Origin of the sequence: Flagellimonas baculiformis (assembly GCF_033441575.1) — a bacterium.
GTDB classification, from domain to species: domain Bacteria; phylum Bacteroidota; class Bacteroidia; order Flavobacteriales; family Flavobacteriaceae; genus Flagellimonas; species Flagellimonas baculiformis.
In genome coordinates this window covers 352,566-377,177 of sequence record NZ_JAUZVW010000004.1, presented here as the reverse complement: position 1 = coordinate 377,177, position 24,612 = coordinate 352,566, and the positions used below count along the sequence as shown (strand labels likewise).

The following is a 24,612-nucleotide window of genomic DNA, read 5'->3' as shown; positions in this document are numbered from 1 at the left end:
TCATTAATGGGGTTATATTATTCTGCGTTGTCCAAAAAGTCCTTCAACTTCTCGGACCACTTGTCAAAAATGGATTTTCTTTCCTTATGCGAGGTCATGGTGGCTTCCGCCCCTACATGTTCCTGCTCCACCAGTACCTTTTCCTCTTTTTTTGCTTCTTCCTGTTGTTGTGCCACCTTGCCCATTGTTTTGGACTCCAGGGCATTCATCAACAGTCCTACCGCTGTCGCATACAACGGACTGGCAATTTCCTCGTCGGAATCACCCGCCAAATGTTCGTTGGGATAACCGATTCGGGTGTCCATCCCGGTGATGTACTCCACCAATTGCTTCAAGTGCTTCAATTGGCTTCCCCCACCGGTCAATACGATTCCGGCAATCAATTTTTTCTTCTGGTCCTCATGGCCGTAGTTCTTGATCTCCACATAGACCTGCTCTATGATCTCCACCACTCTTGCATGGATGATCTTGGAAAGGTTCTTCAAGGTAATTTCCTTGGGTTCCCTTCCCCTTAGACCTGGAATGGAGACAATCTCGTTGTCCTTGTTCTCGCCTGGCCATGCGGAACCGAATTTGATTTTCAACAGTTCGGCCTGCTTTTCAATGATGGAACAGCCTTCTTTGATGTCTTCGGTGATCACGTTGCCCCCAAAAGGGATAACGGAGGTATGGCGGATGATACCATCCTTGAAAATGGCAAGGTCCGTTGTCCCACCACCTATATCGATAAGGGCAACGCCCGCTTCTTTTTCTTCTTGGCTCAGAACGGCTTCGGCAGAGGCCAAAGGCTCCAAGGTGATGTTGCCCAGGTCCAGCCCAGCACTTTTGATGCACCTTCCAATGTTCTTGATGGATGATACTTGGCCGACCACCACATGGAAATTGGCCTCCAAACGGCCACCGTACATTCCTTTTGGTTCCTTTATTTCGGACTGGCCGTCCACTTTGTATTCCTGTGGCAGTACATGGATGATCTCCTCACCGGGAAGCATGACCAGTTTGTAGACTTGGTTGCAAAGCCTGTCCAAATCGTCATTGTTGATGACTTCCTCGGAATTTGGCCTGGTGATGTAGTCACTGTGTTGAAGGCTGCGTATGTGCTGTCCGGCAATGCCCACAACAACGGAACCTATTTTTAGACCAGAGTTCAGTTCTGCCTGCTCCACTGCTTGCTGAATGGAGGAGATGGTCTGCGTGATGTTGTTCACCACCCCTCTGTGCACGCCCAGACTTTTGGACTTGCCCATGCCCAGAACCTCAATTTTTCCATACTCGTTCTCCCTACCAATGATCGCTACGATCTTGGTGGTTCCAATATCCAACCCAACTGAATAATTACCCTGTTCCATATCTTATATTTTGGTGCAAACCACTTGATTGTTGAACTCCAAACTCACTATTGCATAATCCTCCAAGGAATTGTCCTTGGCCGCTTTGGCATAGAAGGCCATGAAATTCTTAAACTTTGTATTTAGATTGTCCACTCCCCCCAAATTCACCACAAAGTTCTCCATGCGGAATTTGAGTTGATAGCTTCCTTCCTCTTCAATATGTATCCCGATGACGTTTTTCCTGAGAAAATCATCTTCGTTGATATAGTTGAGGATCACATATGCGTCCTCGAGGGTCCTGCCCGTAATTTTACCCGTGATGATGGGCACCCTTGCCGAATGTTCCTTGGACAATGGCATGCGCTCTCCCAAATCATCCAAATAAAATTTGGAGACCCCTTCTACTCTTCCAATCGGTTTACGCTGAACAATCTTCGAGATAAGTTCCCCGTTTACAGTAAGATAGACTTGGGCATTTTTCACCATATCGTTGGACAGAATTACCTCCTCTATGGTATTCAAAACTAACTGTTCTTTGGCCCTATTTTTTAAGGGCCCGTAATTTTGTATTAACAATTTATTAACCGCATCCTCAGTCAAGTACAAATTGTTGTCGCCCACAAATTTAACCGAGACGTCTTCTACCTTCCTTTTTTTGCTCCGCTGATCGGCAAAACCGTAAAGTGCAATTACGGCAACCGACAAAAAAACCAGTTTGATGTAATTCCAATTAACCCGCATAAGCCAATTCTTTTTTTATTTTGGGCACTTCGAGCCCTATATCCCCTGCGCCAAGGGCCACTAAAACCCCTGTTTTGCAGTTACTCACTTCTTTTATCAATTCTGCTTTGGGAACCAGTTTTTTATTCGGGTTGTCTATTTTCTGCAATAGCCAGGCCGATGTGATGCCCTCCATGGGTTCTTCCCGTGCCGGATAGATTTCCAAGAGAATAACTTCATCGAACTGGGAAAGACTTCGGGCAAAATCGTCCGCAAAATCCTTGGTCCTCGAAAACAGATGGGGCTGAAATATTGCCGTCACCTTTTCCCCGGGATGCATCTCTCGTATGGCCTGGTGCACTGCATCAATTTCAGCGGGATGGTGCGCATAGTCATCAATAAAAACGAAATCCTTTTCCTTGATCTGGTACGAAAACCTACGCTGCACGCCCTTGAATGTGGCCAAAGCTTCGGCAAGGCGGTGGGGTGGGCAACCCGTTTGCACCGCCATCGCAAAAGCAGCCAATCCATTGAGCAAATTGTGCCTACCCGGCTTACCGAAACGGACTTGTTTCAGCACCTCGGAAGGCGTAACAATATCAAATACGTAGGTTCCCTGTTCAATGTCAATATGTTCAATACAAAAGTCGGAGCCGTCCTCTATGCCAAAGGTGATGCCCTCCATGGGCAATCCTCTTCGCACGAACAGCTTACCGCCTGGTTTTATCTTTCCTGCAAAATCCCGAAAGGACTGTTGCAACTCTTCATGGGTGCCATAAATGTCCAAGTGGTCGGCATCCATACTTGTGATACAGGCCACCGTGGGGAACAATCTCAAAAAGGAACGATCGAACTCATCAGCCTCCACCACGGAATATTCAGTGCCCTCCAACACAAAATTGCTGTTGAAATCTTCCGACACCCCTCCCAAAAAGGCAGTGAAGGGAAGTCCGCACTCCTTGAGCAGGTGCGCCAAGATGCATGAGGTGGTCGTTTTTCCATGCGTGCCCGCTACGGCCAAGCAATAGGAGTCTTTGGTGATGATACCCAATACCTCCGAACGTTTCTTGATCTCGAAACCATTCGCTTTGTAAAAATTGAGTTCACCATGGGATGCAGGGACCGCAGGGGTATAGACCACCAAGGTGCCCGGCTGTTTGAACGTGTCCGGCACCGAAGCGATATCATCCTCAAAATGGACCTGGATCCCCTTTTCCTGAAGACCATCGGTAATGGGCGTTGAGGTTTTGTCGTACCCGGCAACCGGTTTTCCGATAAAATCGAAATAACGGGCCAGAGCGGACATACCTATGCCTCCTATACCAATAAAATAGACGCTATGTATATCCTTCAGGTTCACTTCAGCAATTTTTCAATTTCATCCACTATATGTTCCGTGGCCTTGGGCATGGCCAATTTTTTGATGTTCGTTCCTAGACGTTCCTGCATCGCTGTGGAAGCCATCAACTCCGTAAACTTTTTTTCAAATTCGGCATCCAGTTCGCTTTCCTTCAGCATGATGGCAGCTTCTTTGGACACCAAGGCATTTGCATTTTGGGTCTGATGGTCTTCGGCCACATTGGGCGATGGGATAAAGATTACCGGTTTTCCTACCAAACACAACTCCGAAACCGAACCTGCACCGGCCCTTGAAATGATCACATCCGCAGCAGCATAGGCCAAGTCCATCCGATTGACGAAGGCCAATACCTTAACCGAATCCGAATCGTATGTTTTGTATTCCTCCACATAGAGCTTGCCACACTGCCAAAGCACTTGCAGCCTCTGCCCTTCAAAAAATTTCAATTCTTTCCCCACCAATTGGTTGATGCGTCTGGCACCCAGACTTCCTCCCAAGATCAGGACGGTCTTCTTGTTTGCATCCAAGCCAAAGAAACCAAGGGCCTCTTCCTTGCCCGATTTCTGGTCCACCAAATCCATGCGGACAGGGTTACCTGTCTTCACGATCTTTTCCTTTGGAAAAAACCGTTCCATGCCATCATAGGCCACACATATTTTCTCGGCCTTTCCTGCCAATAGTTTGTTCGTGATGCCCGCAAAGGAATTCTGTTCCTGAAGCACACAGGGAATGCCCGCACTGGTTGCCATCCGCAACAATGGGCCACTGGCAAAGCCTCCCGTACCTATGGCCACATGGGGCTTGAACTGCTTCATTATTTTTCTGGCTTCCAACAAACTACTTATCACTTTAAAGGGAAACATGAGATTTTTCAATGTCAGTTTCCGTTGTAATCCACTTATCCACAAGCCTTTGATCTCATATCCGGCCTGTGGCACTTTTTCCATCTCCATTTTATCCTTGGCCCCCACGAACAGGAACTTGGCATCGGGATGCCTTTTCTTCAGCTCGTTGGCTATGGCCACCGCGGGATAGATATGTCCTCCCGTGCCTCCTCCAGAAAGTATGAACCTATAACTGCCCACTCAATACTTCTAAAGGGTTGGTCTCATCTATATCATAGGATTGCTCCTCCAAATTCTCTGTCTTGTTGCTCGCGCTCAATACGATGCCGATGGCCAAGCAGGTCATCCAAATGGACGTCCCCCCCATACTGATCAGCGGCAATGGCTGGCCCGTTACCGGGAACAATTGCACCACTACGGCCATATTGATGAATGCCTGGAACACAATGGGCAGCCCGACCCCGATCACCAACAGTTTTGAAAACACCGTTTTGGCCGAGTGTGCCACCACGACTATCCGGAACAACAACAAGAGGTAAAAGAACAACAAGGCTCCTCCACCCAACAATCCATATTCTTCAATTATGATCGCAAAGATGAAATCCGAGGTACTTTGCGACAACATGTTTTTCATGACGCTCTTTCCGGCCCCTTTGCCCACCACGCCGCCTTCGGCGATGGCTATCTGGGCCAGGGTCAGCTGGTGCAAATCGTCCTTGTCCGCCTGTTCAGGATGAAGAAAGGTCTCTATCCTGGATTTCCATGTGCCCGCCCTATCCGGCAACACCTCGGGTGCCTTGAAGAGCACGAACATGAACATACCGCCCAGAACGATTCCCGTACCCACCATGGCAAACAGGTATTTTAGCGGATATCCCCCCAAAAAGCACAGCACCAACACCATAAAAGAGATGATGGCTGCCGTTGAAAAGTTTTCGGGCAGAATGAGCAGCACCACCAAGGCCGTTGGGAGCCAAAGCGGCAATATACTTTCCTTGAAAGTGATCTTGACGTCCTTGATCTTGGTCAAATACCGGGCAATCCATATCATCAATACCACAGAGGCCAAAGTGGATGTCTGGAAATTGACCCCCACAAAAGGAATCTTGATCCAACGGTTGGCCGTGACACCGCCGATTTCCGTTTCCACGGTCAAGGTGTAACCCAGTAAAATCAATACAATGGGCAGGGCAATAATGGAAAGCCCCTTAAAATAATGGGTAGGGACCTTATGGATGGCATAAATGATCCCGAAGCCCAAGAACAAGAGCACGGCATGCTTCACCAAGTGCCCGAACGTGGTCCCGTCATCGTTCACAAAAACCAAATTGGTACTTGCGCTATAGACAGGCAAAAATGAGAAAAGGGCCAAAAGGGCCACTACGCCCCAGATGGCTTTATCACCTTTCAGATTTTTGAATATGGCCAACACGTTCTACAAATTTTTGATTGCTGCTTTAAATTGATCTCCCCTATCCTCATAGTTCTTGAAAAGGTCAAAACTGGCACAGGCCGGCGACAAAAGGACGGCATCGCCCCGTTCCGCAATCTTATAGGCCACTTTGACCGCTTCCTCCATGGAATAGGTCTCCACCATAAGGTCTATCACATTGCCAAAAGACTCTTTCAACTTGGTATTGTCCACACCCAAACAGATAATGGCCTTCACCTTCTCCCTTACCAGCGGCATCAACTCCGCATAGTCGTTTCCTTTGTCCACTCCGCCCGCTATCCAAACAATGGGCTTTTTGATGCCGTCCAGGGCATAGAAGGTGGCGTTGACATTGGTTGCCTTGGAATCGTTGATGTACTCCACATGATTGATTTTCAACACTTTTTCCAGCCTATGGGGCACTCCCTGAAAGGACTGGATACTTTGGCGGATGGTCTCTTTCCTGACCTTCACCAAAAGGGCGGCCATACTTGCGGCCATAGTGTTCTTTACGTTGTGCTGCCCTTCCAAGGCCAAACTATCTGTACTCATTTCCAAGGTTTTATGTTCTAATTTTATTTTAATCGTTTTATCCTCCAACCAGGCGCCTTCCTCTACTCTTCTTTTGACAGAAAAAGGGACCAATTTGGATTGAACAGGGTTTTTCTTTAACCAACTTTCCATGACTTCATCGTCGGCATCATAGACCAGGTAATCGTTTTCATCCTGGTTCATGGCGATACGGAACTTGGAGGCGATATAGTTTTCAAATTGGTACTCATATCGGTCCAAGTGGTCCGGGGTGATGTTGGTGATCACGGCGATATGTGGTTTGAAATCCACAATGCCGTCCAGCTGAAAACTGCTGATCTCCAACACATACTGATCCATATCTTTCTCGGCCACCATTTTGGCAAAGCTGTCACCGATGTTTCCTGCCATGCCCACGTTCAATCCACCTTCCTTCAAAAGATGATGGGTCATCATCGTGGTCGTGGTCTTCCCGTTGCTTCCCGTTATTCCGATGATGGTCGCATCGGTATATGTTGATGCAAACTCTATCTCCGAAATGACCGGAATGCCTTTGGCAACTAGTGCCTTGACCAATGGCGCCTTATCGGGAATGCCGGGACTTTTCATCACCACATCAGCATTCAGGATCTTGGCCTCCGTATGGTCGCCAGACTCCCATTCAATCTCAAAATGTTCAAGAACTTCTTTATATTTCTCTTTGATCTCACCTTTGTCCGAGACAAAGACTTCAAATCCTTTTTGCTTTCCCAAAATGGCGGTTCCCACCCCACTTTCTCCTCCTCCAAGTATCACCAAGCGGCCCATCTATCGAATTTTTAACGTGACGATGCTGATGATGGCCAATAAGATCCCAATGATCCAGAACCGCGTCACTATCTTGCTCTCGTGATATAATTTCTTTTGGTAATGGTGGTGCAAGGGCGCCATCAGGAATATCCGTTTCCCTTCACCATATTTCTTTTTTGTATGCTTGAAATACCCCACCTGCAACATCACGGACAGGGACTCGGCAAAGAAAATCCCGCACAATACGGGAATCAGCAATTCTTTTCTCACCATAATGGCGATCACCGCAATGACGCCCCCGATGGTAAGGCTCCCTGTATCTCCCATAAACACTTGGGCCGGATAGGTGTTGTACCATAGGAATCCGACCAAGGCCCCTACAAAAGCTGCAATGAACACCACCAATTCCCCCACTCGGGGCAGGTAGAAAATATCCAGATAGTTTGAAAACTGGATATTTCCCGAAACCCATGCGAAGATGCCCAGGGTCAGCACGATGATTGCTGAAGAACCTGCTGCGAGGCCGTCAATTCCATCCGTCAGGTTGGCCCCATTGGAAACCGCGGTGACGATCAAAATGACCACGGGGACAAAGATGAGCCACGCATAGTCCTCGACCCCTTCGCCCATCCAGGAAATAAAGTCGGCATAATCCAACTCATTGTTCTTGAAAAAGGGCACATTGGTCCGGACCGCCTTTGTCTCTTCACCAAAAACCTTTTCCACTTTGAAATCCTCCGTGATGGTCGTGGTATCTTTCTCCTTGATGGTGACCATGGGATGGAAATAGAGCGTAACGCCCACAATCAAGCCCAAACCTACTTGGCCCATGACCTTGAATCTTCCCTTCAGTCCCTTTTTATCCTTTTTGAATATCTTGATATAATCGTCCACAAACCCGATGGCGCCCATCCAAATCGTGGTGACGATTAACAGAATCACATAGATATTTTTGATATCGGCAAACAAAATTACGGGCAATAGGGTGGACATAATGATGATCAACCCTCCCATGGTGGGTGTTCCCGCTTTTTGCTGTTGGCCTTCCAGTCCCAGATCCCGGATGCTTTCCCCAATCTGCTTTTTTTGCAGGAACAGGATGATCCGCTTTCCATATACCATTGCTATCAGAAGAGACAACATCACGGCCATGGCCGCCCTAAAGGTCAAGAACCTAAAAAGGCCCGCACCCGGCAGTTGGTATTGTTTCTCTAAAAATTCGAACAAGTAGTATAACATATTCAGATATAAGACTTAAGATGTAAGACACAAGACAGAAATTGCTTCGAACCATATTCCTTGGCCTTGCTTCCTATTACCTTTATTCAATTACTTATTTAGGCTCTCGAGAGCCTCTTTTACTTCTTTAAAATCATCAAAATCCACCCGGACGCCATTGGTTTCCTGATAGGTTTCATGTCCTTTTCCCGCCACCAAGATGATATCATTGGCCAAGGCCAACTTGCAAGCTGCCTTTATGGCCTGCTTTCTGTTCTCGATGGACAATACTTTTTTGGTGTTCTGGGCCTCCACTCCCTTTTCCATTTCCTCAATGATGGTCGCCGGGGACTCGGTCCTGGGGTTATCGGATGTGAAAATGGCCTGGTCACTCATCTCGGAAGCGATATGACCCATAACCGGACGCTTAGACTTATCGCGGTCACCACCACACCCCACTACGGTGATGACCTTTTCATTTCCAGTCCTCAATGCATTGATGGTGATCAATACATTTTTTAGTGCGTCCGGCGTATGGGCATAATCAACTATTGCCGTTATTTTTTCTTTGGATATATAGTATTGGAACCTGCCGTTCACGGTCTCCAGTTCGCTCATCAGTCTCAGGATCTCCATTTTTTCCAACCCCAAAAGGTCCGCCACCGCATAGATGGCCAATAGGTTATAGGCATTGAAATCCCCAATGAGCTTCGTCCACAGTTCATTGTCATCCAGCTTCAACAACTGTCCATTGAATTGCTTCTCCAATATTTGGGCCCTGTAATCCGCATACGATTTTAGGGCATACGTATATTTTTTGGCCCTCGTGTTCTGCAACATCACCAATCCATTCTTGTCATCGATGTTGACCAAGGCAAAAGCCGTCTTGGGCAAAGTGTCGAACAGTTTTTTCTTGGTGTCGCGGTATTCTGCAAAAGTTTTGTGGTAGTCCAAATGATCATGGGAAAGATTGGTAAAGACCGCCCCTGCAAAATGCAGTCCTTCGGATCTTTTCTGATGGATACCGTGCGAGCTCACCTCCATAAAACAGCATTCCACCCCTTCGGCACTCATCTTTGCCAGATAATTGTTGATGGTCATAACATCTGGCGTCGTGTGGCTCGCCGGATATTCCTTATCCCCCACCATTACCTTTATGGTTGAAAGAAGGCCCGCTTTGTAACCCGCTTTCGTATAGAGGTTGTAGAGCAGTGTGGCTACCGTAGTCTTTCCGTTGGTCCCTGTAATTCCGACCAGTTTTAGGTTTTTGGATGGGTTTCCATAAAAATTGGAAGCCATCACGGCCAAGGCACTGTTGCAATCCGGCACCTTCAAATAGGTGACACCATTGACCAACAGTTCGGGCAATTCTTCACAGACCACCGCTTTGGCACCAAAGTCCACCGCTTTTTGGATGTACATGTGCCCATCAGTGATGGTACCCCGAACAGCCACGAACACATCGTCCATCTCCACTTTTCTCGAATCAAAATGGATATGGTTCACCATGACGTTGGTATCCCCGCTCACCGCATTTAGGCTCACACCATATAATATGTCCTTCAACAACTTCATGAAAGCTCCAATACTATTTTCTTTACTTTTTTGATGTCCGTTCCTTGATCGATGGACTGCTTCTTCACTTTTCCATTTCCGTGCACCTCCACTTCCAGCCCCAAATTTTCAAGCAAAGACACTGCGTCCATTCCGCTCATCCCTTTCACATTGGGCACGGTCCCAAATTTTTTCTGGGCCATGGCAAAGTATTGCTCATATGCCTTGTCCAGATCAGGGTCATCATATTCCTTGGTTTCTACTTCGTCCACCAAAGGTGAAATGGCATGTATCTTTTGTGCCATGGATTTGAAGACAGGACCTGATACGTCCGCGCCGTAATACCCCTCGCTCTTATCCGGTTCATGGATGATCACGATACAGGAATATTTGGGATTGTCTGCCGGAAAATACCCTGCGAAAGAGGAGATATAGGCCAGTTTGTCCGGATCCTTTTCCACATAGTTCTTCTGGGTGGTACCCGTTTTGCCTGCCATGGAAAAGTTCTTGGAGTACAGCCCGTGTCCGGTGCCGTATTTTTTCTCCACCACATCCTTCATGAGTTGCCTTACCTTGTCCACAGTCTCTTTGGAGCAGATGGAAGGATTCAGCACCTCCTTGTCAAATCGTTTCACCACTTTACTGCCGTCCCTCACCTCTTTGATCAATCGGGGTTTTACCAACTCTCCGTCATTGGCAATGGCATTGTAAAAGGCCAAGGTCTGCATGGGCGTCAACGACACTTCGTAGCCGTGGGACATCCACCCAAGGGATATGCCCGACCAACCTTTGTCTCCTGGATAACGGATCACGGGATCTCCTTCACCAATGATCGGGAGGTCCAATTTTTTGTGCAGCCCCATGTTCATCAAACGGTTCACGAACTTGGCTGGCTGTTCCTTATAATTTTCATTGATGATCTTGGCAAAAGCAGTGTTCGAAGAAACTGCAAAGGCCTTTGCCGTGGAAATCTTCCCGTAGCCATCCCACTTGGAATCCTTTACCACACCATCATATATCCTGTATTTTCCCCTTTCCGTATCGATGACCGTGCTGGTATCCACGACCTTATCTTCCAAAGCGGCCACCAAGGACATCAATTTAAAGGTAGAACCCGGCTCATGCGATTCCCCCACGGCATAGTTCAGTTTTTCGTAGTATGTCCCATCAGAGGTTCGCCCCAGATTGGAGATGGCCTTCACCTCCCCGGTCTTGGTCTCCATGACCACCACACAACCATGGTCGGCCTTATATTTTTCCAGCTGCTTCAACAATTCGTGGTGGGCAATGTCCTGGATGTTCACATCGATGGTGGACACCACGTCCAGTCCATCCTGTGGCTCCACAATATTATCCAGACCGACGGGTTTCCATTGGCCCTTGGCTATTTTTTGCTTCAAACGTTTTCCTTCCCTGCCCCTCAGATAGGTCTCTCCAAAGGCACCATCCAAACCTACACGGGTATAGTATCCGTTTTCATCCACTCTTTCATAACCAATGCTCCTGGCTGCCATCTTACCCAAAGGGTATTCCCTCACCACACGATGGGTCTCGATGAAACCGCCTTTATATGGGCCTAGGTTGAAAAGAGGGAATTGTTTGATGCGGACATAACTCAAGTAATCCACGTTACGCGCCACCAGTTCGTACCTGCTGCCATTGACCCTGGCCTTTCTGAACAATTGCCTGTAATAGGAAGAAGGTCTGTTGAAAAGGTTCCCCAACGAATCGGACAGGGCGGCAACATATTTTTGGAAATTTGCTTCGGACACCGTTTGCGCATCGAACCTGATCTCGTATTTGGGAACGGATGCGGCCAATAGACTACCATCTTCGGAATACAGATTGCCCCGATTGGGTTCTATGGTGAACATTTTTTCGGTCTTGCTCAGGGCAAGTTCCTTATATTTTTCACCTTCCACCATCTGGATATCCACCAGCTTCACCACCACGGCAATGGCCATGACCAGAAGTCCACCTGCTACGAGGTAGAGCCTATTCATGATATTTTTTTCGGTGATTGCCACTATTCCGCTGATTTTACCACTATTTTCTTCGGTGGGTTTTCGGAAGGAACAAGCCCTTTGTCCGCCACTTCTTTTCGCAAAGTGGATTCCAGCTTGAGCTGTTGCACATTGGACCTTCCTTGAAAAAACTCACTTTTCAATTTTCTCACCTCCTCGTTCAAGGCGGCTATTTCCATTACTTTTTTATCGGCATTGTGACTACTGGAAATCATCAATGCGGCCAAGAAGGAGGCATACAACAAAAACATCCAGTTCTTGGGAGCATCCCCGCTCACCAAAAACTTTCCTTTTAATATGTCCAGCAATCCTTTTCTCATTTTTCTATATGCGTTCCGCAATGCGGAGTTTTGCGCTTCTTGCCCTATTGTTTCGGGCCACTTCTTCTGCGGATGGCACTATGAGCCCTCCCACTTTTTTCAAGGGAACGTCGATGTTCCCATAAAAGTCCTTTTCAGGTTCACCCTCGAACCGTCCGTCACGTATGAAACGCTTCACCAAACGGTCTTCCAGGGAGTGGTAGCTGATCATGCTCAATCGCCCACCTTTTTCCAGAACCTCCGGCACTTGGAGCAAAAACTCCTTCAGCACCTCTATTTCTTGGTTGACCTCTATCCGAATGGCCTGATAGATCTGGGCCAAGATTTTGTTCTCCTTCATCTTGGGCAAAAACTTGCCCAAGGTCTGTTTCAATTCTTCCGTGGTTTTGATCGGATTGACCGCCCTTGCTTCCACAATGGTCTTGGCCATGGCGTTGGCGTTTCGCAGTTCCCCATATTGGAACAGCACCGATGCCAGATCTTCTTGGGGGTAAGCGTTGATCACCTCATAGGCCGATAGGGCATTGCCCCTGTTCATTCGCATGTCCAGATCAGCATTGAACCTAGTGGAGAATCCGCGGGCCGCTTCATCGAACTGATGGGAGGAAACCCCGAAATCTGCCAAGATTCCATCGACTTTCCGAATACCATAGAACTTTAGATATTGCTTGAGGTAGCGAAAATTCTGGTTGATCAACTGGAACCTGTCATCGAGCAATGCATTTTGCAGGGCATCCTCGTCTTGATCAAATGCGAACAGCTTTCCGCCCTCGCCCAATCGTTTCAATATTTCACTGGAGTGCCCTCCACCACCAAAGGTGACATCCACATACACCCCATCTTTCTTTATGTCCAATCCGTCCACCGACTCTTGCAACAGCACCGGATTGTGATATGCATTACTCATCGTCATCAAAGATCTCTTCGGCCAAATCTGCATAATCCTTCTCCCCTTCGGCCAAGACTTTTTCATACTTGTCCTTGTCCCAGATCTCAATTTTGTCAAAGACCGCATTGAGCACAACCTCCTTATCGATTCCCGCAAAATCCACGAGGTTCTTGGGTATCTGCAACCTTCCGGAATCCCCATCGATGGCGACTTCCTTCATCCCGGCCACAAAATTCCTCACAAAGGCATCGTACTTGCGGTTGATCTTGCTCTTCTTCATCACCTTCTGCATCAGCGCATCGAACTCTTGCTTTGGATAGAGTTCCAGACACTGCTGAAAAACCGACCTCTTGATAATGAACCCTTCCTTCAGGACAGGCAATAGCTGATTTTTCAAGGAAATGGGCAGCAATACCCTTCCTTTTGAATCCGCTTTGCAATCATGTTGTCCTATGATATGGGTCACTAGAAATCAATTGGTTACTTAATACAACTCAAATATATAGATTTTATTTCCACATTTCTCCACTTACCACCACTTTTGTTGATAAATTCACCACTTTTAGACCAAAAGCAAACTTTTGAAGCCAAAAAATCCCTTCATCAAAAAGGCCCGCACACTTCCGAAATCTTGGGCAAACCGAAAAAACTTGCCCCCGATGCACCAAAAACCTGAATTCTTTGTAACATGAAATGCCTATATTTGCGCCTCTTACTACCAACTGACTATTAATGGAAGAGCATTTAATTGAGGATGGCAAATACAGGTATATAGAAAAGGGCGAGGGAATCCCCATGATCATCCTTCACGGACTTATGGGTGGACTCAGCAATTTTCAGGGCGTATCTGACTATTTCCCCTCCAAGGGCTACAAGGTCTTGATCCCCGAGCTCCCCATTTACGACATGCCCATCCTGAAGACGACCGTAAAGAACTTTGCCAAGTTTTTGGAAGGTTTCATCGAGGCCAAAGAGTTGAAGGATGTCATTCTTTTGGGCAATTCCCTAGGTGGGCACATTGGTCTCTTGCACACCAAAATGTTCCCCGAAATGGTCAAGGCACTGGTGATCACCGGAAGCTCCGGGCTCTATGAAAGTGCCATGGGCGATGGCTATCCCAAACGTGGCGATTATGAGTTCATCAAGAAAAAGGCGCAGGATGTCTTTTATGATCCCGAAGTGGCCACCAAAGAAATTGTGGACGAGGTGTTTGCCACGGTGAACGATAGGATGAAGTTGGTAAAGACCCTTGCCATTGCCAAAAGTGCCATCCGCCACAACATGTCAAAGGACCTGCCGCACATGAAAACCCCTACTTGCATCATTTGGGGCGAGAACGATACGGTGACCCCTCCCAATGTGGCCAAGGAATTTCACGAACTCTTGCCGGATTCCGACCTGTACTGGATAGAGAAATGCGGCCATGCGCCCATGATGGAGCACCCAGAGGACTTTAACCGCATTCTGGACGCTTGGTTGAAGAAGAGAGGGTTCTAATAGTTAGACGTTAGCATTTTTTAGTTTTATTAATGGGTGTTTTTAGTATTTTACCATTGTCTATCGTCTATTTTCTATTGTCTAACATCTATTCAAAATGAAGATTTCTTCCGCCGAATTCATAATGAGCAATTCCAATGTGGCCAAATGCCCCAATGAACCGCTGCCGGAGTATGCCTTTATTGGGCGGTCCAATGTGGGAAAATCGTCCCTTATCAATATGCTCGTGGACAGAAAGGGATTGGCCAAGACCTCTGGAAGACCGGGGAAAACGCAGCTCATCAACCATTTCAAGATCAACAACAATTGGTTTTTGGTGGATTTGCCCGGATATGGCTATGCGAGGGTCTCCAAAAAGGACAAAAACACCTTTCAGAAATACATCACCGAATATTTTCAAAAACGGAAACAATTGGTCTGCGGTTTTGTGCTTGTGGACATCCGACACGACCCACAACCCATTGATCTTGAGTTCATGGAATGGCTGGGGACCAATCAGGTGCCGTTTGCCATTATCTTCACCAAAGCGGACAAACTCAAGCCCGGCACCATTGAAAAACAAGCGGAAGCCTATCTACAAAAATTAAGGGAAGGCGCATGGGAAGAAGCTCCACCACATTTCACCACCTCATCCAGCAACCGGATGGGCAAGGATGAACTTTTGGAGTTCATAGATGGCATCAACCAACAATTTTTCTCCAATAATTGATCTCGGATAAATCCAAAGGATTTATTTTTTTAATGCGTATTTTCCATGCAATTTAGGGAGCATGGATGCAGTGAAGACTTACCATAATGTGAACAGGGCCGATGGTTCGCTCAGTTTTGGCATTTCCAAGATGGAGGATATCCATAAAAAAAGGAACGGTCTGGCCGATGAGCCCCACCGACATGACTATTACACCATTCTTGTCGTCAAAAAAGGAAAGGGCGTCCATTTGGTCGATTTCAAGACGCATCCCATTGCAGGAAACCAGGTTTTTTTCATCAGTCCCGGGCAGGTGCATCAACTCAAGGAAGAAACGAGCTCCTTTGGCTATTCCATTGTTTTTTCCGCCCAGTTCCTCGCCATGAACCATATTTTAGTGGATTTCATTGACGACATCAACCTGTTCAATGATTTTGGCAACACCCCGCCCCTGATGGTCAGCGAGCCGGAAATGGACCGCATCCTGTCCTACGCCTCGGAAATGGAATTTTATTACCGGTCCCACGACACTTATAAGTTTGAGGCCATCGGCGCTTTGCTCAAATTGCTTTTGATTGCTTGCCACAACCTGTGTTCTTTGACCCAACTGGATTCCCAGACCATGGAGGTCGGTGCCGTTTTGGTGCGCAACTTCAAACAACTGGTGAACGAAAAGTTCAAGACGTGGCACCATGCATCCGCCTATGCCGATGCGCTGCACATCACCCCCGACCACCTGAACCGTGTGGTGAAATCCCTCACCGGAAAAACATCCAAGGAGCACATCCAAAGTAGGATCACCATTGCCGCCAAACGATTGCTGTATTTTTCTGCCCTCTCCCAAACAGAGATTGCCTTTGAACTTGGTTTTTCAGAGCCGGCCAACTTCAGTGCTTTTTTCAAGTCCTGCACGGGCATTTCCCCGAGCAAGTTCAAAGAATTGGCCTAATATCGGATTTTCATAAGTCCCTCCCGTGTTTTCATATCCCCAAAACCTCTTGCTTGCCCGACCTTTGTAGGGAACAAAAAAATAAGACATATGAAGACCGTATTGCACAAAGCAGACACCAGAGGGCATGCCGACCATGGCTGGCTCAACAGTCACCATACATTCAGTTTCGCCGCCTATCAAAATCCAGAACGGATGCATTTTGGGGTGCTCCGCGTACTAAATGATGACCAAGTGGCACCGGGCAAGGGGTTTGGCTCCCACCCCCACGACAACATGGAGATTATTTCCATTCCTTTGGAAGGGGACTTGGAACACAAGGACAGCATGGGCAATGTGACCACCATAAAAGAAGGGGACGTACAGGTAATGAGTGCCGGAACGGGCATCTTTCACAGTGAATACAATAAGAATGATGATAAGGAGGTGAAGTTCCTACAGATCTGGGTCTTCCCCAATAAAAGGAACGTGGAGCCCCGTTATGACCAGATTTCCATAAGGGACATTGAGAAAAAGAATGCTTTTTACCAAGTACTCTCCCCCAACCCTGATGATGAAGGTGTGTGGGTACATCAAGATGCCTGGTTCCATTTGGGCAAGTTTGAATCTGGCGCCATGGACACCTACAACATCAAGAAAGAAGGAAATGGGGTCTATGTCTTTGTACTGGAAGGTACCGTGGACATCAATGGACAGCAACTTGAAAAACGGGATGGTCTTGGAATTTGGGAAACGGATTCCTTCGACCTGAAATCCAACACAGACAGTAGGGTGCTGCTCATGGAAGTGCCGATGGGCCTTGGCAGCGTTGGACGTTGATTTTTCCAATGAAAGCATCATTAAAAAAAGCCCCGACCGGGGCTTTTTATTTTCCCAACCATGGACGATGAAGTGGATTATTGGTTATTTTAGGATAACCATTCATTCACCTACAATGAAACAAGACAAAAAATACATCACACCTAGCGGCTTTTTGAAAACCATGTCTTTTTTGCACCTGGGCATTGCCGCCACCCCCATCATCATGGGAGTATTATTTTATTCGCAAGCAGATAATATCCTATTGGACTTTTCGGGTTCAGGCGATATGTTTTTGGCTATTGTCCCTCTCATTGCCCTAAGCAGTATTGTTATGGGGAATTTTATCTTTAAGAAAATAATGGGCAAGGTCCCCAAAGAACTTGGACTTAAAGAGAAACTGGCCAAGTTCCAAACCGTTTCCATCATTAAATATGCACTGTTGGAAGGTGCAGCCCTTTTCTCGATGGTGATTTTTTCAAACACCCAAAATTTGGCCTACATCATCATAGGCGCCTTTTTGGTCCTCTTCCTGTTCCTGCAAAAACCTACGAAGAATAAAATAGAGCATGTTTTGGGATTGACCGGCGAACAAAAAGCCCAATTCAACAAATTGGACATGCCTTTGGGCTAACGTGACTTGCCAAGCTCCAGTTTTTCTGCAAAATAATCGCAGAAATCCCTCATGGTGGCCGTCATTTTATCGTCCTGCGTGGCCTTCATAAAGGTATCGGTCATGGTCATCAAGGTCTGATGGAAGAAAATCTTCATCTCGTCCACTGGCATATCCTTGGTCCAAAGGTCTATTTTAAGGGATTCCTTGTTCTTGCTGTCCCAAACGGACAACATCATGGCCTTTGCATCTTCCTCTTGCACACCACCGTCCTGGGCAGACCATTTCAATTCCTCAGGAACCCTGTTCTCATCAAGTCCCACTGTCAATTTTATTTCTGAAGTATGTACTACCGCCATCTACTTTCTTGGTTTATAGTTCGATTTTTTTAGGATCTCATCCGCCGGCATATCCAAAAGCTGTCGGAGACCCACCTCATTTTTTTCCATAAAGGCCCTAACGATCTGCCAACCCATATATCTGCCCAGCCTTCCCGGGGATTCATTGTCCAGTTCCAGTCCAAACTTGGAAAACGGTGCTGGGTCCAAAAACTTTCGGTCCAGTTGGGAGTCCGTACTGTAGAGCAGGTCCCGTTCCACAAAATATTTCCACATCTGTTCCTCGTTCGCCATGGCCCAGTCCATTTCTTCTTGGGTATAGCCTATTTTTTGTGCATCCGTATTATGGGGAAGCAGCCTGTCCTTTATATACAGTTCCTTGCCGTAATGCACCATTCTCGAAAGGAAAGTCCGGTTTCTAGGATAGGCAAGCACTCTTTTGGAAAAAGCACTGGCCACATCGGAAACCAGAAATTGCTTGTCCAGTCCGGACGATATGTATCGCTGTATGCCGCCATAAAAACGATGGTCCGGGCCCAAATAATTGTCCAACCCTATCAGCAGAAGGGTATCCGTCAATATGATGCGGTCCTCATACCGCACATCTGAAGTGAGCGTGACCACTTTGGGCACTTCAAACTCCGGGAAATAATATTTGATATGCTGAAAAAGGGACTCCAACTCCCCTGCTTCCTCTTCAAAATCCCCAAAGGTCTTGTCCACCTCTTCGGAAAGTTCAATTTGAAGGGTATCGGACAATTTTGCCTCCCAGATGCTATCGGGAAATTGTTCGGGAAAGAGGTAGGGGTATTTTTTCTTCAATTGGGGAATGCCCTCAGGCGTCGCCTGTGCAAACTCACGGTCAAAACGGGAAATTTGGAGTTCAATGGGCACTTTTGCAATCTCCTGCTCCACCTTGTCCTCTTTTTTACAGGAGAAAAAGAAAAGAAAAATCCCCAAAACCAAACACAAAGGTGCCTGTTTCGCAAAGTATTTGAACAACCTCTTCATTTTTATGGGCGTAGGGTTTAAATTTACAGGGAACAAAGGTAATTTATTGAAAACAAAAAGTAAGATATGCAAACAGAAAAGGTAATAGCCCATATTGTGGATTGGTTGAAAGCGTATGCCACCAATGCCAATTGCAAAGGTTTTGTAATCGGGGTATCGGGAGGGATCGATTCCGCCGTCACTTCAACACTTTGCGCCAAGACCGGGCTGGATCTATTGTGTTTGGAGATGCCCATACACCAGGCTGAAAGCCAGGTTACCCGTGCCGACCGCCATATTGATTGGTTGATGGAAAATTTCCCGAATGTGTCCCGACAGCCTGTGGACCTTACCCCTGTGTTCGACAGTCTTGTGGCCGCTTTTCCCAAAGTGCTGAACGAAGAGGAACGGTTTATGTCCCTTGCCAATACCAGGGCCCGATTACGGATGACCACACTCTATTATTTTGCCGCACTCCAAGGCTACCTCGTGGCTGGTACCGGAAACAAAGTAGAAGATTTTGGCGTAGGTTTCTATACCAAATACGGGGATGGAGGGGTGGACCTTAGCCCCATTGCGGATTTGGTGAAGACCGAAGTGTATGAACTCGGGAGGGTGTTGGGCGTTAACCAGGACATTATGGAAGCAGCACCTACTGATGGCCTTTGGGGCGACAGTAGAACGGATGAGGACCAGATAGGGGCGTCTTACCCAGAATTGGAGTGGGCCATGAAAATGGATGGGGCCGGAAAAACAATTGAAGATTTCTCTGACAGGAAAAAAGAAGTATTCTCCATATATAAAAGGTACAATACTGCAAACAAACATAAGATGGTTCCTATCCCCATTTGTGAGGTTCCAGCCAGCCTGAAATGACCTTTTGACGCAGAAATCCCAGTTTAAGACGAAAAAAACCATAGAAAAACTATGGTTTTAAGAAAAAAAGTACAATTTTACGCTGTCAAATTATTATCTTGCCCGCTATACCGTGCAGGTAATCAGACACTAACTAACAAAAAAACTAAACTCAAAACCGAATGATAAAGGTATTGATCGCTGACAACCATCCTGTAGTAAGGCTTGGTATTAAACAGGTGCTTGAATCTAGCTCAGATATTGAAATCATTGCAGACGTCTCCACTACATCAGAGCTTTTTGAAACATTGAAAAAAATGACCCCGGACGTGGTCATTTTGGAAATGGATATCCCAGAAATCAACGGGATTGCCACTCTAAGAAAGATGAAATTGGAATTCCCTGACATCAAAACCCTGATGTACAGTGGTCAATCCGAAGATGTGTACGCCCTGAGCACCATTCGTGCCGGAGCTTACGGCTATCTATCCAAAACTGCTGACCTGGATTACATCATTTCCGCGGTGAGAAAAGTGAGCGACGGCAATATGTTCATTACCAATGAGCTGGCCCAACGCCTGGCCTTTGACGAAGGCACCCAAAAACCACGAAGGTTCTTCAGAAAATTGTCCTCAAGGGAAGTTGAGGTACTAAAACTGCTGGCCAGTGGAAAAAGAAACAAGGAAGTCGCCGAAGGACTCAACTTGAACGAAAAGACAGTGAGCACCTACAAGGCCCGTTTGATGAAAAAATTGAATGTGGATAACTTGGTGGATCTGTTGCAACAGGCCAAGGCCCTGGAATTATATTGAAAATACCCAACCAAACCAACTAAGGTAAGTCCCGGACAGTTTTCACTTTCCGGGATTTTTTTTATCCCATCACGAAAGGACCCGGTTCAGTTTTGCATTCAACAACTTGTTCAACTGCAAGTAGTTGACTATTTCTTCCAAAATTTCAGTATGGTCCCCATTGCTTTCCTGCGTTTTTTCCTGTAGTTTTTGGATGCGGTTCTTGATCAGATTGCACCTTAGGGTAAGAATGGTCTCCCCCACCAACTGGGCCACGCCCAACTTTTTCCCTTTCGGATAGATTTCACGACGTTCCCAATCGTGCAGGACATATTGCTCCTCTTCCATTAAAATGGACGACACCTCTGGCACCACATCTTGGTCCAGTTCGGCCAAAAAAGTGTTCAATGAGAATTCCTCGTTCTCGTTCAAGCTTTCTATCAATTTGTAATAGATGTTCTTAAACTGTCCATTGGTGAGTTCGATTTCATCCTCCTGAAGATCCAAAAATACCTTTTCATACACCTTGGCCTCTACAATTTCAGGCTCCAAGACCAACTCCCCAGACTCATTTTCCTTGAGCACCAGGTCTTCAAACTCCTGCTTTTGGTTTCCGTACAACAAGAGCACTTCAATGATCTTGCGCTCCAGTTCATATTGCACATCCACCTTCTCCACCACAGGGTCGTTTTTAACGACCTCAAAGGCTTTCTGTTCCTCCTTGATCTTCTTGGAGGCATCTGCCATACCCTTTTTATCAATCTGCGCCAAAGTATTGTACAGTACTTCCTCCGAAATCTGCATGATCTTGGCGCATTCCTGAATGTAGATCTCCTTTTGTATGCGGTCGGGTATCTTGCTGATACTGTTAACGATATCCCTTACCGTGTCCGCTCGCTTGATGGGGTCATTGGCCGCCTCCTTGGCCAGCAAAGATGTCTTGAACTGGATAAAATCCTTGGCATTCTCCTCCAGATAAAGCACCAAGTCCTCATACGTATTGTTCTTGGCAAAACTATCGGGATCCTCTCCTTCGGGGAAGGTGCACACCTTTACGTTCATTCCCTGTTCCAAGATCAAGTCAATCCCACGGAGCGAGGCACGCAATCCGGCCGCATCCCCATCAAAAAGCACCGTGATGTTCTTCGTGAGCCTGTTGATTAACCGTATCTGTTCTGGCGTCAAGGCGGTACCACTGGAAGAGACCACGTTTTCGACGCCCTTCTGGTACATTTGGATGACGTCCGTATAGCCTTCCACCAAATAACAGTTGTCCTCTTTGGCAATGGCCTGCTTGGCATAGTAGATGCCATAAAGTACCTTGCTCTTGTGGTAGATGTCGCTTTCGGGCGAATTGAGGTACTTGGCCGCTTTTTTGTCATTGCCCAAAATCCTTCCGCCAAAACCCAGTACCCGTCCGCTCATGGAGTGGATGGGAAACATGACCCTTCCCTTGAAACGATCGAACCGTTTGACCTCCCCGCCTGCTTGTTCCTTCACAATGGTGAGCCCCGTCTTTTCCAAAAACTCCAATTGGTAGCCCTGGTCCAAAGCAGTTTGGGTATAGGCCTCCCACTCGTCCAAGCTATATCCGAGCCCGAACTTTTTGATGGTCCCATCGGTAAAACCACGCTCTTTGAAATACGTAAGGCCAATGGCCTTTCCCGGTCCCGAGTCCCAGAGGGTCTGCGCAAAGTATTTTTGTGCATGTTCGGAGACCAGGTACATGCTTTCCCGCTCGTTGGCCTGCTCCTTTTCCTCACTGGTCTGCTCGGTCTCCTCTACCTCGATATTGTACTTTTTCGCCAAATATTTTATGGCTTCGGGATAGGTAAAGTGCTCATGTTCCATCAAAAAGGCCACCACATTCCCCCCTTTTCCACTACTGAAATCCTTCCAGATCTGCTTGACGGGGGACACCATAAAACTTGGGGTGCGCTCGTCCGTAAAAGGGCTGAGTCCCTTAAAATTGGAGCCTGACTTCTTCAACTGCACAAAATCCCCGATCACCTCCTCCAATCGGGCGGTCTCATATACTTGGTCTATGGTGGTTTTTGAAATCAAGGACAATGCTTTGAAATAGCTGTTAAAGGTAAATAAAAACAAAGATTTGGTGAATCCGGTACCAACATTCCCTTTCAAGATTTCTTATCTTAGGTGTCCGTTATGGACGTCCCTTAGGGATTTTTCAAAAACACAGAAAGAGATATGACATTTAAAAGATTACGGAAGTTAGCCGTTTTGGCCGTTTTTTCATGGGGAATAGCCTTCAACGTCCATTCTCAAATGGTGGAGAAAGCAGCCCCGATCTATGAAAATGGGGAGGCCCAAGTGGTCGAGGCTTTTTCCGACCCCAGCAAATGGATACGCCACGATCTTTGGGTGGAAACCGAGTTTGATTCCGATGGGGATGGAAAATTGGATCGTATGCATGTGGATGTCACCCGTCCGGAACAGACCGAGACCGAAGGCCTGAAACTTCCCGTCATCTATGAATCCAGCCCTTATTATGCAGGAACTGCTGGTTTGGGCGATGGTATTTTCTGGGACGTGAAACACGAATTGGGAGAAGCCGGAAAACCTCGAAAACACCCAGAGGTGACCCGGATAGGGGAACGCCCCATCATTTCCAATTCCCAAATAAGGACATGGGTACCCCGCGGATATGTCGTGGTGCATTCCTCCTCGCCCGGCACCGGACTTTCCGATGGCGCTCCGACCGTTGGAGGCGACAATGAGTCCCTGGCACCCAAGGCCGTTATCGACTGGTTGTGCGGCAGGGCAAAAGGATATACCGAGCGAAATGGCAACACGGAAGTAAAGGCCTATTGGTCCACGGGCAAAGTGGGCATGACGGGCACTTCGTACAATGGCACCCTGCCCTTGGCGGCTGCCACAACGGGCGTGGAAGGACTGGAGGCCATTATCCCCATCGCCCCGAACACTTCGTACTACCATTACTATCGCTCCAATGGACTCGTACGCTCACCCGGCGGGTATTTGGGGGAAGACATTGATGTGCTCTACGATTTTATCCACAGTGGCGATGAATCCAAAAGGGCCAGGAACAACAAGGTGGTCCGCGACACGGAGATGAAGAACGGACAGGACCGCATCACCGGGGATTATAACGATTTCTGGGCCGGACGGGACTACCTCAACGACATGGGACCCATGAAGGCCGCCCTTTTGATGTCGCATGGCTTCAACGACTGGAACGTGATGCCCGAACACAGCTACCGTATTTATGACAAGGCCAGGGAGAAAGGTTTACCGGTCCAAATCTATTACCATCAAAATGGACACGGTGGCCCACCCCCCATCTCCATGATAAACCGATGGTTCACCAAATACCTGCACGGCATTGACAATGGGGTGGAAAATGACCCAAAGGCCTGGATCGTTCGGGAAGATGATAAAATGGAAAACCCGACATCCTATGAGGACTATCCCAATCCGAAAGCATCGGACGTCACTTTATTTTTGACCAAAGGGGCACCTAAAAAAGGACAGCTCTTCACCTCCAAACCGCAAAAACAGGGAACGGAGACCTTGGTGGACAACTATTCCTTTTCGGGATCTAGTTTGGCGCAGGCCGAGATGACCAACCATAGGTTGATTTATGTAACACCTCCCCTTTCCGAGGATGTGCACATTTCGGGCATCCCAAAAATCAAGATCAAACTGGCCAGCAGCAAACCCGCCGCCAATCTGTCCGTTTGGTTGGTATCCTTGCCCTGGAATGAGGGGCACAGCACCAAGATCACGGACAACATCATTACCCGGGGATGGGCGGATCCCCAGAACCACAAATCCCTTACTGAAAGTGAGCCTTTGGTCCCGGACAAGTTTTATGAAATGGAGTTTGGACTGATGCCGGATGACCAAATCATCCCCAAGGGGCAGCAAATTGGGTTGATGATCTTCTCCAGTGACAAGGAATTCACCCTATGGCCCGAACCCGGCACGGAACTGACCGTGGACTTGGACGGAACGCAACTCGTTCTCCCGGTGGTGGGAGGAAAAATCCCTGTCACAAGTCCTTAAATGGAAGGGAAATCGATTTTGGATCTTATAAAG

General features: G+C 47.3%; 23 protein-coding genes. 8 read left to right on the top strand and 15 right to left on the bottom strand.

The features are described 5' to 3' along the window. Positions 1 to 17: 17 nt before the first annotated feature. The 12 genes from ftsA to mraZ all read right to left on the bottom strand — a co-directional run bounded on the left by ftsA (position 18) and on the right by mraZ (position 13,479). The gene (gene ftsA, locus SD450_RS08485) at positions 18 to 1,349 is read right to left on the bottom strand and encodes a cell division protein FtsA (RefSeq protein ID WP_318344150.1); all 1,332 of its coding nucleotides are present in this window, start codon (positions 1,347 to 1,349) and stop codon (positions 18 to 20) included. 3 nt (positions 1,350 to 1,352) lie between these two features. After that, positions 1,353 to 1,853 (bottom strand): cell division protein FtsQ/DivIB, encoded by a 501-nt coding sequence (locus SD450_RS08480; RefSeq protein WP_318344149.1) that lies wholly within the window; start codon positions 1,851 to 1,853, stop codon positions 1,353 to 1,355. 208 nt (positions 1,854 to 2,061) lie between these two features. After that, positions 2,062 to 3,411, bottom strand: coding sequence for a UDP-N-acetylmuramate--L-alanine ligase (gene murC / locus SD450_RS08475; RefSeq protein WP_318344148.1), 1,350 nt, complete (start codon positions 3,409 to 3,411; stop codon positions 2,062 to 2,064). After that, on the bottom strand, positions 3,408 to 4,496 hold the full coding sequence (murG, locus tag SD450_RS08470; protein ID WP_318344147.1) for an undecaprenyldiphospho-muramoylpentapeptide beta-N-acetylglucosaminyltransferase: 1,089 nt from the start codon (positions 4,494 to 4,496) through the stop codon (positions 3,408 to 3,410). The genes murC and murG overlap by 4 nt, the downstream gene beginning before the upstream one ends. After that, positions 4,483 to 5,688, bottom strand: coding sequence for an FtsW/RodA/SpoVE family cell cycle protein (locus tag SD450_RS08465; protein WP_318344146.1), 1,206 nt, complete (start codon positions 5,686 to 5,688; stop codon positions 4,483 to 4,485). Before SD450_RS08465 ends, murG begins: the two co-directional genes overlap by 14 nt. Before the next feature lie 3 nt (positions 5,689 to 5,691). Next, a complete protein-coding gene (murD, locus tag SD450_RS08460; RefSeq protein WP_318344145.1) occupies positions 5,692 to 7,026 on the bottom strand; it encodes a UDP-N-acetylmuramoyl-L-alanine--D-glutamate ligase in 1,335 nt (444 codons plus the stop codon). Beyond that, positions 7,027 to 8,247, bottom strand: coding sequence for a phospho-N-acetylmuramoyl-pentapeptide-transferase (mraY, locus tag SD450_RS08455; protein WP_318344144.1), 1,221 nt, complete (start codon positions 8,245 to 8,247; stop codon positions 7,027 to 7,029). It abuts the gene before it with no gap. Between the two features lie 90 nt (positions 8,248 to 8,337). Continuing rightward, the gene (locus SD450_RS08450) at positions 8,338 to 9,801 is read right to left on the bottom strand and encodes a UDP-N-acetylmuramoyl-L-alanyl-D-glutamate--2,6-diaminopimelate ligase (RefSeq protein ID WP_318344143.1); all 1,464 of its coding nucleotides are present in this window, start codon (positions 9,799 to 9,801) and stop codon (positions 8,338 to 8,340) included. After that, entirely contained in the window at positions 9,798 to 11,807 is a 2,010-nt protein-coding gene (locus SD450_RS08445; RefSeq protein WP_318344142.1) for a penicillin-binding protein, read from the bottom strand. The genes SD450_RS08450 and SD450_RS08445 overlap by 4 nt, the downstream gene beginning before the upstream one ends. Beyond that, the gene (locus SD450_RS08440) at positions 11,807 to 12,124 is read right to left on the bottom strand and encodes an FtsL-like putative cell division protein (RefSeq protein ID WP_108424287.1); all 318 of its coding nucleotides are present in this window, start codon (positions 12,122 to 12,124) and stop codon (positions 11,807 to 11,809) included. Before SD450_RS08440 ends, SD450_RS08445 begins: the two co-directional genes overlap by 1 nt. Before the next feature lie 4 nt (positions 12,125 to 12,128). Beyond that, positions 12,129 to 13,031, bottom strand: a complete 903-nt coding sequence (gene rsmH / locus SD450_RS08435; protein WP_318344141.1) for a 16S rRNA (cytosine(1402)-N(4))-methyltransferase RsmH — start codon at positions 13,029 to 13,031, stop codon at positions 12,129 to 12,131. Next, entirely contained in the window at positions 13,024 to 13,479 is a 456-nt protein-coding gene (mraZ, locus tag SD450_RS08430; RefSeq protein WP_072878523.1) for a division/cell wall cluster transcriptional repressor MraZ, read from the bottom strand. The genes rsmH and mraZ overlap by 8 nt, the downstream gene beginning before the upstream one ends. 266 nt (positions 13,480 to 13,745) lie before the next feature. Here mraZ and SD450_RS08425 point away from each other — a divergent pair, with 266 nt between their 5' ends. The 5 genes from SD450_RS08425 (at position 13,746) to SD450_RS08405 (ending at position 17,579) form a co-directional block, all read left to right on the top strand. Further along, a complete protein-coding gene (locus SD450_RS08425) occupies positions 13,746 to 14,510 on the top strand; it encodes an alpha/beta fold hydrolase (RefSeq protein ID WP_318344140.1) in 765 nt (254 codons plus the stop codon). Positions 14,511 to 14,607: 97 nt separating this feature from the next. Next, positions 14,608 to 15,219, top strand: a complete 612-nt coding sequence (gene yihA, locus SD450_RS08420) for a ribosome biogenesis GTP-binding protein YihA/YsxC (protein ID WP_318344139.1) — start codon at positions 14,608 to 14,610, stop codon at positions 15,217 to 15,219. Between the two features lie 61 nt (positions 15,220 to 15,280). Beyond that, on the top strand, positions 15,281 to 16,147 hold the full coding sequence (locus SD450_RS08415; protein ID WP_318344138.1) for an AraC family transcriptional regulator: 867 nt from the start codon (positions 15,281 to 15,283) through the stop codon (positions 16,145 to 16,147). A 90-nt stretch (positions 16,148 to 16,237) separates the two neighbouring features. Beyond that, positions 16,238 to 16,966 carry a pirin family protein gene (locus SD450_RS08410; protein WP_318344137.1) on the top strand — a complete coding sequence of 243 codons (729 nt, stop codon included), beginning with the start codon at positions 16,238 to 16,240 and terminating at the stop codon, positions 16,964 to 16,966. A 115-nt stretch (positions 16,967 to 17,081) separates the two neighbouring features. Then, entirely contained in the window at positions 17,082 to 17,579 is a 498-nt protein-coding gene (locus SD450_RS08405) for a hypothetical protein (protein WP_318344136.1), read from the top strand. On the opposite strand, the gene gldC is transcribed toward SD450_RS08405, so the two are convergent. Then, positions 17,576 to 17,917 (bottom strand): gliding motility protein GldC, encoded by a 342-nt coding sequence (gldC, locus tag SD450_RS08400; protein ID WP_318344135.1) that lies wholly within the window; start codon positions 17,915 to 17,917, stop codon positions 17,576 to 17,578. The two genes, SD450_RS08405 and gldC, sit on opposite strands and share 4 nt — an antisense overlap. Then, positions 17,918 to 18,907: a gliding motility lipoprotein GldB gene (gene gldB / locus SD450_RS08395; protein WP_318344134.1), complete on the bottom strand. Its 990-nt coding sequence runs from the start codon at positions 18,905 to 18,907 to the stop codon at positions 17,918 to 17,920. Between the two features lie 66 nt (positions 18,908 to 18,973). On the opposite strand from gldB, the gene nadE reads away from it, so the two are divergent. Continuing rightward, positions 18,974 to 19,762: an NAD(+) synthase gene (gene nadE / locus SD450_RS08390; RefSeq protein ID WP_318344133.1), complete on the top strand. Its 789-nt coding sequence runs from the start codon at positions 18,974 to 18,976 to the stop codon at positions 19,760 to 19,762. Positions 19,763 to 19,923: 161 nt separating this feature from the next. After that, complete coding sequence (locus SD450_RS08385) at positions 19,924 to 20,553, top strand: response regulator (protein WP_151889747.1); 630 nt, start codon at positions 19,924 to 19,926, stop codon at positions 20,551 to 20,553. A gap of 69 nt (positions 20,554 to 20,622) precedes the next feature. On the opposite strand, the gene dnaG is transcribed toward SD450_RS08385, so the two are convergent. Continuing rightward, the gene (gene dnaG, locus SD450_RS08380; RefSeq protein WP_318344132.1) at positions 20,623 to 22,596 is read right to left on the bottom strand and encodes a DNA primase; all 1,974 of its coding nucleotides are present in this window, start codon (positions 22,594 to 22,596) and stop codon (positions 20,623 to 20,625) included. A 144-nt stretch (positions 22,597 to 22,740) separates the two neighbouring features. Here dnaG and SD450_RS08375 point away from each other — a divergent pair, with 144 nt between their 5' ends. Further along, positions 22,741 to 24,579, top strand: a complete 1,839-nt coding sequence (locus SD450_RS08375; RefSeq protein WP_318344131.1) for a Xaa-Pro dipeptidyl-peptidase — start codon at positions 22,741 to 22,743, stop codon at positions 24,577 to 24,579. Positions 24,580 to 24,612 lie beyond the last annotated feature (33 nt).